The 15,322-nt window shown below is 70.6% G+C and carries 11 protein-coding genes; 10 read left to right on the top strand and 1 reads right to left on the bottom strand.

The annotated features are described in order from the left end of the window. Positions 1–32: 32 nt before the first annotated feature. From AB0903_RS17515 to AB0903_RS17560, 10 genes are all read left to right on the top strand, one after another. A complete protein-coding gene (locus tag AB0903_RS17515) occupies positions 33–3,353 on the top strand; it encodes a S8 family serine peptidase (RefSeq protein WP_366703632.1) in 3,321 nt (1,106 codons plus the stop codon). A gap of 188 nt (positions 3,354–3,541) precedes the next feature. Next, a complete protein-coding gene (locus AB0903_RS17520) occupies positions 3,542–4,570 on the top strand; it encodes an aspartate-semialdehyde dehydrogenase (protein WP_366703710.1) in 1,029 nt (342 codons plus the stop codon). Positions 4,571–4,736: 166 nt separating this feature from the next. Continuing rightward, complete coding sequence (pepN, locus tag AB0903_RS17525) at positions 4,737–7,343, top strand: aminopeptidase N (RefSeq protein WP_366703634.1); 2,607 nt, start codon at positions 4,737–4,739, stop codon at positions 7,341–7,343. Between the two features lie 353 nt (positions 7,344–7,696). Then, entirely contained in the window at positions 7,697–9,190 is a 1,494-nt protein-coding gene (locus AB0903_RS17530) for an ATP-binding protein (RefSeq protein ID WP_366703636.1), read from the top strand. Then, positions 9,187–9,603 carry a roadblock/LC7 domain-containing protein gene (locus AB0903_RS17535; protein WP_366703638.1) on the top strand — a complete coding sequence of 139 codons (417 nt, stop codon included), beginning with the start codon at positions 9,187–9,189 and terminating at the stop codon, positions 9,601–9,603. Before AB0903_RS17530 ends, AB0903_RS17535 begins: the two co-directional genes overlap by 4 nt. Continuing rightward, positions 9,600–9,959, top strand: a complete 360-nt coding sequence (locus tag AB0903_RS17540; protein WP_366703640.1) for a DUF742 domain-containing protein — start codon at positions 9,600–9,602, stop codon at positions 9,957–9,959. Before AB0903_RS17535 ends, AB0903_RS17540 begins: the two co-directional genes overlap by 4 nt. Then, entirely contained in the window at positions 9,940–10,560 is a 621-nt protein-coding gene (locus tag AB0903_RS17545; protein ID WP_366703642.1) for an ATP/GTP-binding protein, read from the top strand. The genes AB0903_RS17540 and AB0903_RS17545 overlap by 20 nt, the downstream gene beginning before the upstream one ends. Next, complete coding sequence (locus AB0903_RS17550; protein ID WP_366703644.1) at positions 10,557–11,999, top strand: cytochrome P450; 1,443 nt, start codon at positions 10,557–10,559, stop codon at positions 11,997–11,999. The genes AB0903_RS17545 and AB0903_RS17550 overlap by 4 nt, the downstream gene beginning before the upstream one ends. Before the next feature lie 176 nt (positions 12,000–12,175). Further along, complete coding sequence (locus tag AB0903_RS17555; protein WP_366703646.1) at positions 12,176–13,270, top strand: selina-4(15),7(11)-diene synthase; 1,095 nt, start codon at positions 12,176–12,178, stop codon at positions 13,268–13,270. Positions 13,271–13,296: 26 nt separating this feature from the next. Next, positions 13,297–14,655 (top strand): cytochrome P450, encoded by a 1,359-nt coding sequence (locus AB0903_RS17560; protein WP_366703648.1) that lies wholly within the window; start codon positions 13,297–13,299, stop codon positions 14,653–14,655. A gap of 434 nt (positions 14,656–15,089) precedes the next feature. Here AB0903_RS17560 and AB0903_RS17565 read toward each other — a convergent pair whose 3' ends face one another. Beyond that, entirely contained in the window at positions 15,090–15,320 is a 231-nt protein-coding gene (locus tag AB0903_RS17565) for a hypothetical protein (protein ID WP_366703650.1), read from the bottom strand. Between the last annotated feature and the right edge of the window lie 2 nt (positions 15,321–15,322).

Here is a 15,322-nt window from a genome sequence, read left to right on the forward strand (position 1 = left end):
CCGGACCCTCTCTTTCACGAACAGGGATACTGATGACCCCCCAACCCGAGAGCTCCGCAACAGGACGCTCGACGCCAGGGAACAGACGCGTGGCGCGCGTCGCGGCCGCCGCCTCCATGGTGGCCGCGCTCGTCGCCGCCGGCGTCGCCCCTGCTGTCGCCTCCACGCCCGCCGACGACCCGGCCGGCACCAAGGAGATCAAGGCCGCCAAGTCCTCCGACAAGATCGGCAAGGCCGACGAGGAGCTGCTGGCGGAGGCCGAGGCCAAGGGCGAGAAGAGCGTCACCGTCATGGTGGCCACCGCCCCCGGCCAGACCGAGCAGGTCGCGGACCGACTGGACGCCGTGAAGGGCGCAGTCGTCGGCCGGACCTTCGACGAGCTCGGCTACGTCAGTGCCACGCTGCCCACGGACAAGGCGGAGGCGGCTCTCAAGTCCGCCGCCAAGCTGTCCAGCGTGCACGGCATCGATCTCAAGCACGAGATCCAGCTTGACGACCCGACCCCGGCAGCGGACACCGTCGCGTCCGCAGGGACTGCCGAGGCCCAGGTCAAGCAGTACCCGGCGCCCGGGGAGGGGACGCCGGCCAAGAACCCGTACAACCCGTCGTTCGAGACCGGAGCGGTGGACTTCGTCAAGAAGCACCCGAAGGCCGACGGCCGCGGCGTGACCATCGGAATCCTCGACTCCGGTGTCGACGTCGCCCACCCGGCGCTGCAGAAGACCACCACCGGCGAGCGCAAGATCGTCGACTGGGTCACGGCGACGGACCCGGTGGCCGACGGCGACCGCACCTGGCTGCGGATGAACACGGCCGTCTCCGGCCCGACGTTCGCCGTGAACGGGCGCACCTACAGCGCCCCGGCCGGCGACTACCGCTTCAACCTGTTCGCCGAGGCCGCCACCAAGGGCGGCGACATGGCGGGCGACCTGAACCGGGACGGCGACACCACCGACGTCTGGGCGGTCCTCTACGACGAGGGCACCCGCACGGCGCGCGTCGACCTGAACAACAACGCCGATTTCACCGACGACACCCTGATGAAGCCGTACAAGAACGGCTTCCAGGTGGGCTACTTCGGCAAGGACGACCCGAAGACCGCGATCGCCGAGCGCATCCCGTTCGTCATCGAGGTCCGTACCGACGTCGTCTACAACAGCGCGGGCGCGACGGCCGACTACGTCAACATCGGTGTCATCGAGGGCTCGCACGGCACGCACGTCGCCGGTATCACCGCCGCCAACAGCCTCTTCGGCGGCCGGATGAACGGTGCCGCCCCCGGCGCGAAGATAGTCTCCTCGCGCGCGTGCACCTGGAGCGGCGGCTGCACCAACATCGCGCTCACCGAGGGCATGGCCGACCTGGTCATCAACCGCGGCGTGGACATCGTCAACATGTCCATCGGCGGTCTGCCCGCGCTCAACGACGGCAACAACGCGCGCGCCGAGCTCTACAACCGGCTCATCGACGCCTACGGCGTCCAGCTGGTGATCTCCGCCGGCAACTCCGGCCCCGGCACCAACACCCTCGGCGACCCGGCCGTCGCGGAGAAGGTGATCTCCGTCGGCGCGTCCATCTCCAAGCAGACCTGGGCCGCCAACTACGGCTCCGGTGTCAAGAAGAAGTACGCGATGCTGCCCTTCTCCTCCCGCGGCCCGCGTGAGGACGGCGGCTTCACGCCGACGCTGACCGCCCCGGGTGCGGCGGTCAACACCACCCAGACCTGGGCGGCCGGCGGCCCGGTCAAGGAGGCCGGTTACGAGCTGCCGCCCGGCTACTCGATGATGCAGGGCACCTCGATGTCCTCACCGCAGGCCGCCGGCGCGGCCGCGCTGCTGCTCTCCGCGGCCAAGCAGCGCGACATCGAGCTCACCCCGGCGCAGCTGCGCACCGCCCTGACCAGCACCGCCGACCGCATCAAGGGTGTGTCGGCACACGAGCAGGGCGCGGGCCTGATCGACGTCGTGGACGCCTGGAAGCAGATCCGGCGCGGCGTCGCCGCCCACGAGTACACGGTCAAGGCGCCGGTCGACACCGCGATCGACTTCGCGCTGAAGACCCCCGGCTTCGGCACCGGCCTCTACGACCGCGAAGGCGGGCTGAAGGCGGGCAAGAGCCGGACGTACGACATCACCGTCACCCGCACGACCGGCCCGAAGAAGGCGGTCGAGCACAAGCTGCGCTGGAAGAACAACGACGGCACCTTCCGTCTGCTCGGCGGCTCCAAGGTCAGGCTCCCGCTGAATCAGCCGGTCACCGTCACCGTCCAGGCCCGGCCCAAGACGGCCGGTGTGCACAGCGCGATCCTCGAGGCGGACGACCGCCGCACCATCGGCACGGACAAGCAGATCCTGGCCACCGTGGTCGTCTCCGACGAGCTCGCGAAGCCCGGGTACACCGTCTCGAAGTCGGACTCGGTGCAGCGCAACAGCCACAAGTCGTACTTCGTCACGGTCCCCGAGGGCGCCAAGAACCTCGAGGTCGCGATCGGCGGGCTCGACGAGGGCAGCCAGACCCGGTTCATCGGCATCCACCCGTACGGTCTGCCGGTCGACCCGACCTCGACGATCAACTGCTACCCGAACTACGACAACCCGGCGAACACGTGCCGTCCGGACGTCCGGTCCTACAAGGACCCGACACCGGGTGTGTGGGAGATCGAGGTCGAGTCGCGGCGTACGTCCCCGCTGCTGGACAACCCGTTCAAGCTGGACGTGACGGTGCTGGGCGCCGCCTTCGACCCGGCCGTCAAGACGCTCCCCGAGGCGAAGATCGGCACGCCGACGGCGGTCGAGTGGGACGTCACCAACCAGTTCGCCGCCATCGACGGCAAGCTGGCCGGCGGCTCGCTCGGTTCGGCGAAGGTCGCCCGACCGTCGATCGCGGACGGTGAGTCGCAGGAGTCCACGGTCACCGTCGGCGAGGGCGTGGAGCGCCTCGACGTGGCGATCGGCTCGACCTCCGACAACGGCGCCGACCTGGACCTGGTGGTCCTCAAGGACGGCGCGGTGGTCGGCCAGTCCGCGGACGGCGACTCGGAGGAGGCGGTGAGCCTGATCAAGCCGGCCGCCGGCACCTACACGATCGTGGTCGACGGTTACTCGGTCCCGGCCGGGACCACCGAGTACGACTACCGCGACGTGTTCTTCTCCTCGTCGCTCGGCACGCTGAAGGTCGACGAGGACAAGCCGTTCACGCTCGAGGCCGGTGCGTCGGCTCAGGTCAGCGCCGAGGTCGTGGTGAGTGGCGCGGCACCCGAGGGACGTCGGTTCTTCGGTGAGGTGCAGCTGCTGAACAGCCGCGGCACGGCCGCGGGCGCGGGCAGCGTGGTGATCGCCAAGGTCACCGAGTAGCACCACGGGCGCGACAGTGAGGGGCGGGGATCCGATGCGGGTCCCCGCCCCTTCTTGCGTTCTTGCAGGTCAAGTGGCATGAGGTGTCTCACACGTCCCGCCACTCGGACAACCGATTGGACAAGCCGAGTGTGGACATACGCATCATGGAGCGGCACATGGCCGCAAGTACGTACGGAGGAGTCCTCGTGAAGGTCGGAATCGTCGGAGCCACCGGGCAGGTCGGCACGGTCATGCGCAAGATCCTTGCCGAGCGGAAGTTCCCGGTGGACGAGCTGCGGCTGTTCGCCTCGGCCCGGTCCGCGGGTTCCACCATCGAGTGGGAGGGCCGGGAGATCACGGTCGAGGACGCCTCCACCGCCGACTACACCGGCCTGGACATCGCCCTCTTCTCCGCCGGCGGCGCGACCTCCCGGGCGCTTGCCGAGAAGGTCGCCTCCCAGGGCGTCGTCGTGATCGACAACTCCTCCGCCTGGCGCCGTGACCCGAAGGTGCCGCTCGTGGTCTCCGAGGTCAACCCGCACGCGGTCAAGGACCGCCCCAAGGGGATCATCGCCAACCCGAACTGCACCACGATGGCCGCCATGCCGGTCCTCAAGCCGCTGCACCGGGAAGCCGGCCTGCTCGCGCTGGTCGCCACCACGTACCAGGCCGTTTCCGGTTCGGGCCTCGCGGGCGTCGCCGAGCTGGACGACCAGGTCAAGGCGGTGGCGGACCGGGCCGACCAGCTCGCGTACGACGGCGAGGCCGTCGCCTTCCCCGAGCCGGGCGTCTACAAGCGCCCCATCGCCTTCAACGTCCTGCCGCTGGCCGGCTCGATCGTCGACGACGGCTCCCACGAGACCGACGAGGAGCAGAAGCTCCGCAACGAGTCCCGCAAGATCCTCGAGATCCCGGAGCTCAAGGTCTCCGGCACCTGCGTCCGCGTCCCGGTCTTCTCCGGCCACTCGCTCCAGGTCAACGCCCGCTTCGCGAACCCGCTGGCCGTGGAGCGCGCCTACGAGCTGCTGAAGGACGCCCCGGGCGTGGAGATCTCGGAGATCCCGACGCCGCTGCAGGCGGCCGGCAAGGACGCGTCCTACGTGGGCCGCATCCGCGTGGACGAGACCGTGGACAACGGTCTTGCGCTGTTCGTGTCCAACGACAACCTGCGCAAGGGCGCGGCGCTGAACGCGGTGCAGATCGCGGAGCTCGTCGCGGAGGAGCTGCGCGGCTGAGCAGGGCCTCCTGGGGGCGGGCGCCGGTGCGGCGTCCGCCCCTTCGGCGTTCACCACGCCGGCACGTCCGCACAGGGCGGTGCCGGGCTGCGGATTCTCCCGGGCGGGGCGCACACCCCGCGTGGAAGGATGTGCCGCAAACATCACATACCGAGGAGATGACCGGGTGCCTGGCACAAACCTGACCCGTGAAGAGGCGCAGCAGCGTGCGCGCCTGCTCACCGTTGACTCGTACGAGATCGACCTCGATCTCTCCGGGGCGCAGGAGGGCGGGACCTACCGGTCCGAGACCACCGTGCGTTTCGCGTCCGCGGAGGCGAACGCGGAGACGTTCATCGACCTGGTCGCACCGGCCGTGCACGACGTGGTACTGAACGGGAAACCGCTGGACGTCGCCGCGGTCTTCCGGGACTCGCGGATCGCGCTGCAGCATCTGCGCGAGGGCGACAACGAGCTGAAGGTCGTCGCCGACTGCTCGTACACCAACACCGGCGAGGGGCTGCACCGCTTCGTCGACCCGGTGGACGAGCAGGCGTATCTGTACACGCAGTTCGAGGTGCCGGACGCGCGGCGGGTCTTCGCCAGCTTCGAGCAGCCCGACCTGAAGGCGACGTTCGCCTTCACCGTGAAGGCCCCCGAGGGCTGGACGGTCGTCTCGAACTCTCCGACGCCGGAGCCCGAGGGCCCGCAGGGCACCGTATGGCGCTTCGAGCCGACGCCGCGGATCTCCACGTACATCACGGCACTGATCGTCGGCCCCTACCACAGCGTCCACAGCTCGTACGAGAAGGACGGGCAGTCCGTCCCGCTCGGCATCTACTGCCGCCCGTCGCTGGCGGAGTTCCTGGACGCGGACGCGATCTTCGACGTCACCCGGCAGGGCTTCGAGTGGTTCCAGGAGAAGTTCGACTACGCGTACCCGTTCGCCAAGTACGACCAGCTCTTCGTGCCGGAGTTCAACGCCGGCGCGATGGAGAACGCGGGCGCCGTCACCATCCGCGACCAGTACGTCTTCCGTTCGAAGGTGACGGACGCGGCGTACGAGGTGCGGGCGGAGACGATCCTGCACGAGCTCGCGCACATGTGGTTCGGCGACCTCGTCACCATGGAGTGGTGGAACGACCTGTGGCTGAACGAGTCGTTCGCCACCTACACCTCGATCGCGTGCCAGGCGTACGCGCCGGGCTCGAAGTGGCCGCACTCGTGGACCACGTTCGCGAACTCGATGAAGACCTGGGCGTACCGGCAGGACCAGCTGCCGTCGACGCACCCGATCATGGCCGAGATCCGCGACCTCGACGACGTTCTCGTGAACTTCGACGGCATCACGTACGCCAAGGGCGCGTCGGTCCTGAAGCAGCTCGTCGCGTACGTCGGCATGGACGAGTTCTTCCGCGGCGTGCAGGCGTACTTCAAGGCGCACGCGTACGGCAACACCCGTCTCTCCGACCTCCTCGGCGCCCTGGAGGAGACCAGCGGACGGGACCTGAAGACCTGGTCGAAGGCGTGGCTGGAAACAGCCGGTATCAACATCCTGCGTCCCGAGATCACCACGGACGGCTCCGGTGGCATCACCGCCTTCGCGGTGCGGCAGGAGGCCCCGGCGCTCCCCGCGGGCGCCAAGGGCACCGTGTCCGATGACGCGGCTCCGCCGCAGGCGGTGCTCCGCCCGCACCGGATCGCCATCGGCCTGTACGACCTGGACGACTCCGGCAAGCTGGTGCGCCGCGAGCGGATCGAGCTGGACGTCGACGGCGAGCTGACGGACGTACCGGAGCTGGTGGGCAAGGCGCGTCCGGCGGTCGTGCTGCTCAACGACGACGACCTGACGTACGCGAAGGTCCGCCTCGACGAGGAGTCCCTGCGCAACGTCACCGGGCACCTGGGCGACTTCGCCGAGTCCCTGCCGCGCGCACTGTGCTGGGCCTCCGCGTGGGACATGACCCGCGACGGCGAACTCGCCGCCCGCGACTACCTGGCGCTGGTCCTGTCCGGGATCGGCAAGGAGTCCGACATCGGCGTCGTCCAGTCCCTGCACCGCCAGGTCAAGCTGGCCCTCGACCTGTACGCGGCGCCGGGATGGCGTGAGGCCGGCCTCACCCAGTGGACGGACGCCACGCTCGCGCACCTGCGGGCCGCGGCGCCGGGCAGTGACCACCAACTGGCCTGGGCACGGGCGTTCGCCGCGACGGCACGCACCCCGCAGCAGCTGGACCTGCTGCAGGCGCTGCTGGACGGCACGGAGACGATCGAGGGCCTGGCCGTCGACACCGAGCTGCGCTGGGCCTTCGTCGAGCGGCTCGCCGCGACCGGCGTCTTGGACGAGGACGACATCGCGGGCGAGTACGAGCGGGACAAGACGGCGGCCGGCGAGCGCCACGCGGCGACCGCGCGGGCCGCGCGCCCGACGGCGGAGGCGAAGGCGGAGGCGTGGACCTCCGTCGTCGAGAGCGACAAGCTTCCGAACGCCGTGCAGGAGTCGGTGATCGCGGGCTTCGTCCAGACCGACCAGCGCGAGCTGCTCGCGCCGTACGCGGAGAAGTACTTCGCGGCCGTCAAGGACGTCTGGGACTCGCGCAGCCACGAGATGGCGCAGCAGGTGGCGGTCGGTCTCTACCCGTCGCTGCTCGTCTCCCGGGAGACGCTGGACGCGACGGACGCCTGGCTCGCCTCTGCCCGGCCGAGCGCGGCGCTGCGACGGCTCGTCTCCGAGTCCCGCGCCGGCATCGAACGCGCCCTGCGCGCCCAGGCCGCGGACGCGGCAGCGGGCTGACCGCGCCCACAAGGGGCGACCGCGCCCCGGCCTCGAACGCGGGGAAGCCCCGGAACCGCCCCTTAGGCCGGTTCCGGGGCTTCCCCGTGTTCGCGTCGCGGCGTCGGTGCGGCCACCGACGGCACGGCCGGGCGTCGGTGCGGCCGGCATCGGCACTGCCCGCGTCGGTGCGGCCGGGCCTCGTGCGCGTCCATCAGGATGTCGATGTTCTTCTCGTGAACTCGGCGCGCCGGTTTGCCACTTCAGCCGCATACATCGCGACAGTCTCATGACCCGCCATCAAAGCGCCCTCGACGAGCGGGATATGCTCCCGGTCGTCTGATGATCTTCCACGTTCGATTCTGAGGATGCCGATGGTTCGACAGGGAACGTCGACCGGAAGTCCGCGGCCCCCGGCCGGCCGCCTCTGGCAGCTGCCCGTGGCCGCGACCCTCGCGGCCGCCGTCGCGGCCGTGTTCCTGGTCCCCGCTCCGGCCCGGACCCCGGTGGCCCTGGTCGGCGTGGTCGCGGTCGCCGTGGTCGCCGCCGCCTGCGCCGAGGTCGTGCGGCGCGGCAGAGCAGTGGCCCGGCTGCACCGCACCGTCGCGGACCAGGACGCGGCTCTCGCGCGCCGGGCCGCCGAGACCGGCCGCCTCGCCGGTGAGCTGCTGCCCCAGGTGGTGGAGCGGCTCCGCAAGGGCGAGTTCCCCGAGGACGTGCTCGCCTCGATCGACGCCCCGGCCGAGCACCGGGCGGTGCTCCGCTCGGTCGTCGAGGCGGTCAGTGCGGAGGAGGATCTGCGCGAGTCCGCCCAGCGGGCCTTCGTGAACATCGCCCGCCGCGTTCAGGCCATCGTCCACCAGCAGGCGCAAGAGCTGCGCGAGATGGAGGACCGGCACGGCCAGACCCCCGGCGTCTTCGGCGACCTGCTGCGGATCGACCACGGCACGGCCCTGATCGGCCGTCTCGCGGACTCCATCGCCGTGCTCGGCGGCGCCCGCCCGGGCCGCCAGTGGAGCAGGGCGGTACCGCTGTACAGCGTGATGCGCGGCGCGATGTCGCGGATCCTCGACTACCAGCGGGTGGAGCTGCACTCGGTCTCCGAGGTCGCCGTCGTCGGCACGGCCGTCGAGCCGCTGATCCACGCGCTGGCGGAGCTGCTCGACAACGCCACCCGCTACTCGCCGCCGCAGACCAAGGTCCATCTGACCGCGGTGGACGTGCAGTCCGGGATCGCGATCGAGATCGAGGACGGCGGCGTCAGCATGAGCGAGGAGGCCCGGCTGCGGGCCGAGCGCATGCTCCGGCAGGCACAGCAGGGCATCGATGTGAACGACCTCGGCGAGACCCCTCGGCTGGGCCTCGCGGTGGTCGGCCGGCTGTCGCAGGCGTACGGCTTCCGGGTAGCGCTGCGCTCGTCGGCGTACGGCGGTGTGCGGGCCGTGCTGGTCGTGCCGCAGGACCTGATCACCACCGTCTCCTCCGCCACCGGCCTCGCGCACGGCATCGGTACGTCTTCCGGTCCCCGCGCGGCCGGTTCCGAGACCCACGAGCGGCTGCCGAGGCCGGTCACGGGTCCGACGGGCCCGGCCGGCGACGACGCGCCGGAGGTGACCGAGCGGACCCCGACCGGTCTGCCCCAGCGGCGCCGCAAGACCCGCGCGACCGCGACCGCCGAGCCGGCGGCGACCGCCCCGACCGCCATTCCCGTCACGCAGGCCGCCCCCGGCGCCGGCGAGGCGAGCTCCGCGACCGCCTCCGGGACGGGGTCCGCACCGGCGGTGCAGCCCGGGATGTGGCTGACCGCGTTCCAGAACGGCCTGTCCGGTGACACCACCCAGTCAAGCAAGGGGAACAAGCAGCCATGATTCAGCGGCAGTCCAACCAGACCAACATGGACTGGATGCTCAAGGACCTGGCGGAGGGCGTTCCGCAGACCCGTAACGTCGTCGTCCTGTCCGCCGACGGTCTGCGCATGGCCCAGTACGGTGCCAACACCGACACCGCCGACCGGCTGGCCGCCGCCTGCGCGGGGCTGCAGAGCCTGGCGGCCGCGGTGGCCTCCGAACTCCCGCGGGGCGACGGGCGGATGCGCCTGGTCGTCATCGAGATGGACGGCGGCTTCTTCTATCTGATGGCGGCGGGCGAGGGCGCGTACCTCGCGGTGCTGGCCGACGAGGGAGTCGACGCCGGGCTGATGGGCCAGCGGATGCGGGACCTCGTGCTGCGGATCGGCGAGCATCTGAGCACGCCGCCGCGGCACGAGGGGCAGACCGCGTGAGCGACGCGGGCGGGGACTGGGAGCAGAGCAGTCCCGAGCGGCTCTACGTCATCACTGGCGGCCGCAGCGGTTCATCCGCGCCCGCCACGCTCGACCTGGTCACTCTGATCGTGGCCAGGTCGGGTCCCGCGCCCGGCATGCAGCCGGAGCACGCGGCGATCATCCGCATCTGCCAGGCCCCGCTGTCGGTGGCCGAGATCTCCGCCTATCTGGGCCTCCCGGTGAGCGTCGTGACCGTGTTGCTCAGCGACCTCCTGGCCGAGGACAAGGTGCTGGCACGCGCACCCGTCCAGGCCGCCCATCTCCCCGACCGCGCTTTGATTGAGGCAGTGATCGATGGACTTCAGAAGCTCTGAGCAGGCCCTCGGGCCGCGGAGCGAGGACGTGCTGCCCGGGACGGCCACGGCCGCCGTCAAGGTGGTCGTCGTGGGTGGTTTCGGCGTCGGCAAGACGACACTGGTCGGCTCGGTGAGCGAGATCCGGCCGCTGACGACGGAGGAGACGATGACCCGGGCCGGGGCCGGCGTCGACGACACCCAGGGCGTGGAGCGCAAGACCTCCACGACCGTCGCGATGGACTTCGGCCGCATCAGCATCAACGAGGAGCTGGTGCTGTACCTGTTCGGCACCCCGGGCCAGGAGCGCTTCTGGTTCCTGTGGCGCGGCCTGTTCGAGGGCGCGCTGGGCGCCGTGGTCCTCGTCGACACCCGCCGGCTCGAAGTCAGCTTCGACGTGATCGGCCGGCTGGAGGAGCGCGGCGTGCCGTTCGTGGTCGCCGTCAACACCTTCCCCGACGCGCCCGAGCATCCTCTGGAGGAGCTGCGCGCCGCGCTGGACCTGCCGGCGGCGGTCCCGATCGTGCTGTGTGACGCGCGGCTGCGCGGCTCCAGCCGGGAGGTGCTGATGACGCTGATGCGCTACCTCCGGACTCTCGCCACGACGCAGGAGGCGTCATGACCACCACCCCCGCCCCGCACGGACCGGACGACACCCCCGGCACCCCGGCCCCGCCGCCGGGCTGCCCCGCCCACGGCGTGGCGCCGGCCGCGCTGCGCCGCCTGTACGGCGCGGAGGCGGAGGCGGATCCCCGGGCGATGTACGAACTGCTGCGCAAGGAGCACGGCCCGGTGGCGCCGGTGCTGCTGCACGGAGATCTGCCGGCGTGGCTGGTGCTGGGGCATCGGGAGAATCTCGAGGTGATGCGTGCGCCGTCGCGGTTCTCCAACAACTCCCGGCTGTGGTCGATGTTCCAGCAGGGCAGGGTCGCCCGTAACTCCCCGCTGCTGCCCATGGTGGGCTGGCAGCCCATCTGTGTCTTCGCCGACGGCGCCGACCACGAGCGACTGCGATCGGCGGTGCGGGACGGGCTCGAGCAGTTCGACCGGCGGGGCATCCGGCGCTATGTGATCCGGTACACGAACCAGCTGGTGGACTCGTTCGCCACGTCCGGGCAGGCGGATCTGATCGGGGACTTCGCCGAGAAGCTGCCGATGCTGGTGATGACCCAGCTGCTCGGCATGCCGGAGGAGTACGGGCCACGGCTGGTGGATGCCGCGCTGGACCTGATGAAGGGCAGCGAGACGGCGCTCGAAAGCAACGAACTCGTCGTGGACACCCTGCGGACGCTTGCCGAGCGGAAGAAGGCCAAGCCCGGTCACGACTTCACGAGTTGGCTGATCGGCCATCAGGCCGACCTCGACGACGACGAGGTGATGGAGCACCTGCGCCTCGTTCTCGTCGCGGCGAACGAGACCACGGTCAACCTGATCGCCAACACCCTGCGCCTGGTGCTGACCGACCGGCGTTTCCGCGCCAACCTGGCCGGTGGGCACATGACGCTGCCGGACGCCCTGGAACAGGTGCTGTGGGACGAGCCGCCGCTCTCCGCGATCACCGGCCGCTGGGCGACCGGCGACACCGTGCTCGGCGGCCAGCAGATCGCGCAGGGGGACATGCTGCTGCTGGGGCTGGCGGCGGGCAATACGGACCCGGCCATCCGGCCCGATCTGGACAAACCGCTACTGGGGAATCGCGCCCATCTCGCCTTCAGCAGCGGTCCGCACGAATGCCCGGGCCAGGACATCGGCCGGGCCATCGCGGACACGGGGATCGACACGCTGCTCGCCCGGCTGCCCGACCTTCGGCTCGGCGTGTCCGAGGCGGAGCTGCGTACCAGTGCCTCGTGGCTGTCACACCGTCTGGAGTCCCTGCCGGTGCGGTTCACCCCGCCGTTCAAGAAGGTGCGGGCGGCCGCAGAGCGGTCCGACGAGATCGCGTCGACGGTGCCGGGCGCGCTGCCGGCCACCGTGGCCGTCGCGCCGCGGCCCGCACCGGATGCCGGGTCGGACGGCGCCCCCGAGCGGACACCGTGGTGGAAGTCACTGTTCCGCTCTTGAGACGCCCGTCGCACACGACCCGATGTGGCCCAATTGCAGGGAGATCATCCTATTGGATCAGCCAAGTTGGCTGAGTACGATGCGTGACAGTTGATCAACGTTGGGGCGCAAGTCACGTGTGCGGTACGGGCGTTGGCACCCGGCGCCCTGCACCCGGCATCGAAAGGCAGGCCGCAGTGGAGACCGAGCTGACCGTACCCCCGATCTTCTCGCCCCTCCGGCCGGCCATCCATCCGCGTCACGCCGACATCGATGTCCAGACGGCGGCCTGGGCAGAAACGTTTCGCATCGGCTCGGAAGAACTGCGCGGCAAGCTCGTCACCCAGGAGATCGGCATCTTCTCCGCGCGCATCCTGCCCGAGGGACGGGAGGAAGTCGTCTCCCTCCTCGCGGACTTCGTCCTGTGGCTGTTCGGCGTCGACGACGGCCACTGCGAGGAGGGCGAACTCGGACACAGACCAGGGGACCTGGCCGGTCTCCTGCACCGCCTGATCCGCGTCGCGCAGAACCCCGAGGCCCCGATGATGCGAGGCGACCCGTTGGCCGCCGGCCTGCGCGACCTGCGGACGAGGGTCGACCGCTACGGCACCGCCGGGCAGGCGGCCCGCTGGGTGGACGCCCTGCGCGAGTACTTCTTCTCCGTCGTGTGGGAGGCCGCGCACCGGCGCGCGGGCACGGTCCCCGACCTCAACGACTACACCCTGATGCGCCTCTACGACGGAGCCACGTCCGTGGTCCTGCCGATGCTGGAGATGGCGTACGGCTACGAACTCCAGCCGCACGAGCGCGACCGTACGGCGGTGCGCGCCGCGGCCGAGATGGCGTCGTTCATCATCACCTGGGACAACGACATCTTCTCCCACCACAAGGAGCGCAGGTCCGCTGGCTACTACCTCAACGTCCTGCGGGTGCTGGAGCAGGACGGGCTGTCCACGAAGGAGGCCCTGAACGCGGCGATAACCCAACGGGACAGGGTGATGTGCCTGTACATGCGCCTGACCGAGCAGCTGTCCGCCGAGGGCAGCCCGCAGCTGCGGCAGTATCTGAGCAGTCTCTCCAGCTTCATCCGCGGCGCGCAGGACTGGGGCATCAGCTCCGTCCGCTACACCACACCGGACGACCCGGCGGGCCTGCCCCCGGCCTTCCGGGAGACGCCGACGGACGACCGCCATGAACCGCTCGGCATCCCCGCCGTCGCCTGGTGGTGGGAGCTCGTGCCCGCTCCCTGCGAGCGGTTCGCCGGTCGCCGTCCGGTCGAGCAGACCGTATAGACACGCCTACAGCAAAGGATCGTCCGGTGTCAGTCGGAACGCGGCCAGCCGCGCCGCAGTCTGTGCCCGTCGCCCCCGGCGCGGTACCGCTCCTCGGCCACGCCTGGAAGTTGTGGCGTGACCCGCTCGGCTTCCTCAAGTCCCTGCGGGAGAACGGTGACCTGGTGCGGGTCGACCTGGGCACCATGCCGATGTACGTGGCCACGTCGGCGGAGCTGATTCACGAGGTCACCGTGCGCCAGGCCCGCAGCTTCGAGAAGGGGCGCTTCTTCGACCGGCTGCGGCCCCTCGCGGGTGACGGCCTCGCCACGGCCGACGGCGAGATCCACCGCAAGCACCGCCGGCTCATCCAGCCGATGTTCCATCCGCAGCGGATCGCCCTCTACGCGGAGGCGATGAGCTCCAACGCCCGCTCCCTCGCGGACTCCTGGACGGCCGGCCAGGAGATCGAGATGGAGCAGGCGATGGCGCAGTTCGCCATCGAGACGCTGGCGACGACGCTGTTCTCCACGGACATCGGACAGCTGGCGGTGATCGCGATCCGCGAGAACCTGCCGGTGGTCCTGCAGAACCTGCTGATACGGGCGGCGTCCCCCAAGTTCCTCGACCGCTTCCCGATCCGCCCCAACCGGGAGTTCGACGCGGCGGCGGCGCGGCTGCGCTCGGTGATCGACGACGTCGTCGCCACCACCCGCAGTTCCGGGCCGAGCGAGCACAACGACCTGCTGTCCGTCCTGCTCGCCGCCCGCGACTCGCAGACGGGCGAGTCCCTCTCCGACACGGAGGTGCGGGACGAACTCAGCACCATCCTCTTCGCCGGCGCGGAGACCACGGCATCCACGCTGTCCTGGACGTTCCACCAGCTGGCCGCCCACCCCCGCGTCGAGGCGGAGCTGGTGGCCGAGATCAAGGAGGTCGTCGGAGACCGGCCGGTCACCGTCGAGGACGTCCCGAAGCTGGAGGCGGTGCGCCGCGTCCTCGACGAGGTGATCCGACTGCACGGTGTCACCATGCTGATGCGCCGGACCACGGCGCCCGTCGAACTCGGCGGGCATCTCCTGCCCACGGGCACCGAAGTCGGCTTCAGCCTCTACGCGATGCACCGGGACCCTGCGCTGTACGACGACCCGGACCGCTTCGATCCCGATCGCTGGCTGCCGGAACGCCGTGGCGACATCACGCGTCAGGCGTACATCCCGTTCGGCGCGGGCAACCGCAAGTGCATCGGTGACGCATTCGTGTGGACCGAGGCGACCATCGCGCTCGCAACGGTCCTGGCCCGCTGGCAGCTTCGTCCCGTGCCCGGCCACACGCCGAAGGAGGTCGCCTCCGCGGTGGCCCATCCGGACCGGATGCCCATGACGGTGCTCCCTCGGGACTCCTGACCTCGCAGCGGCATCACGCCGCCCGCTCCGCTGCCGCCTCCCGCAGGGCGTCAGCACCCTGGAGACTCCGGCGCCGGCTCCGAGCCGCGCCGGAGCGCCGTCACCACAGGACGGCGGGGCCGGCCGGCCCCCAGGGCGCGCATCACCACTCCGGACGGCGCCGCGCGCGGCGGACCACCTCTCTCCCTTCGGTGGGATCCGCGTCTCGCGCCTTCGTCGTCACGGCCGTCCTGTGTCTCCTCCGCCCTCAGTGGGCCTCGCCGGCAGTCGGATCAACCGTCACACGGGAGGAATCATCAGGTCCATCGAACGTTTCGACACTTGTTTGAAGGAAAACTGAACGATGGCGCCAGGAGGCGGGGCGGCCGGGCACGACAAAGGCGCCCCGGGCGCGATACGTACCCCGGGCGCCCTCAGGACGCGTCAGTCCTGTGTCAGCTCTGCTTCCTGGACTTGTCGAGCACCATCACCAGGCCGGCGATCACCGCGAAGAGGACGAGCGGCGCCACCACGTACAGGCCGAGCGTCTCGGCCACGCTCAGGCCGGGACCGGGGTCGTCGCCGTCGTCCCGGGTGAGCGCAAGTGCCGGGGACGACATGAGCAGCATCATCAGCGTCGTACCGGCCGCGACAGCGCCGGTGCGCAAGGCGTTCTTCTTGTCCACGG

This window comes from Streptomyces sp. NPDC048389, from assembly GCF_040706335.1.
GTDB lineage: Bacteria > Actinomycetota > Actinomycetes > Streptomycetales > Streptomycetaceae > Streptomyces.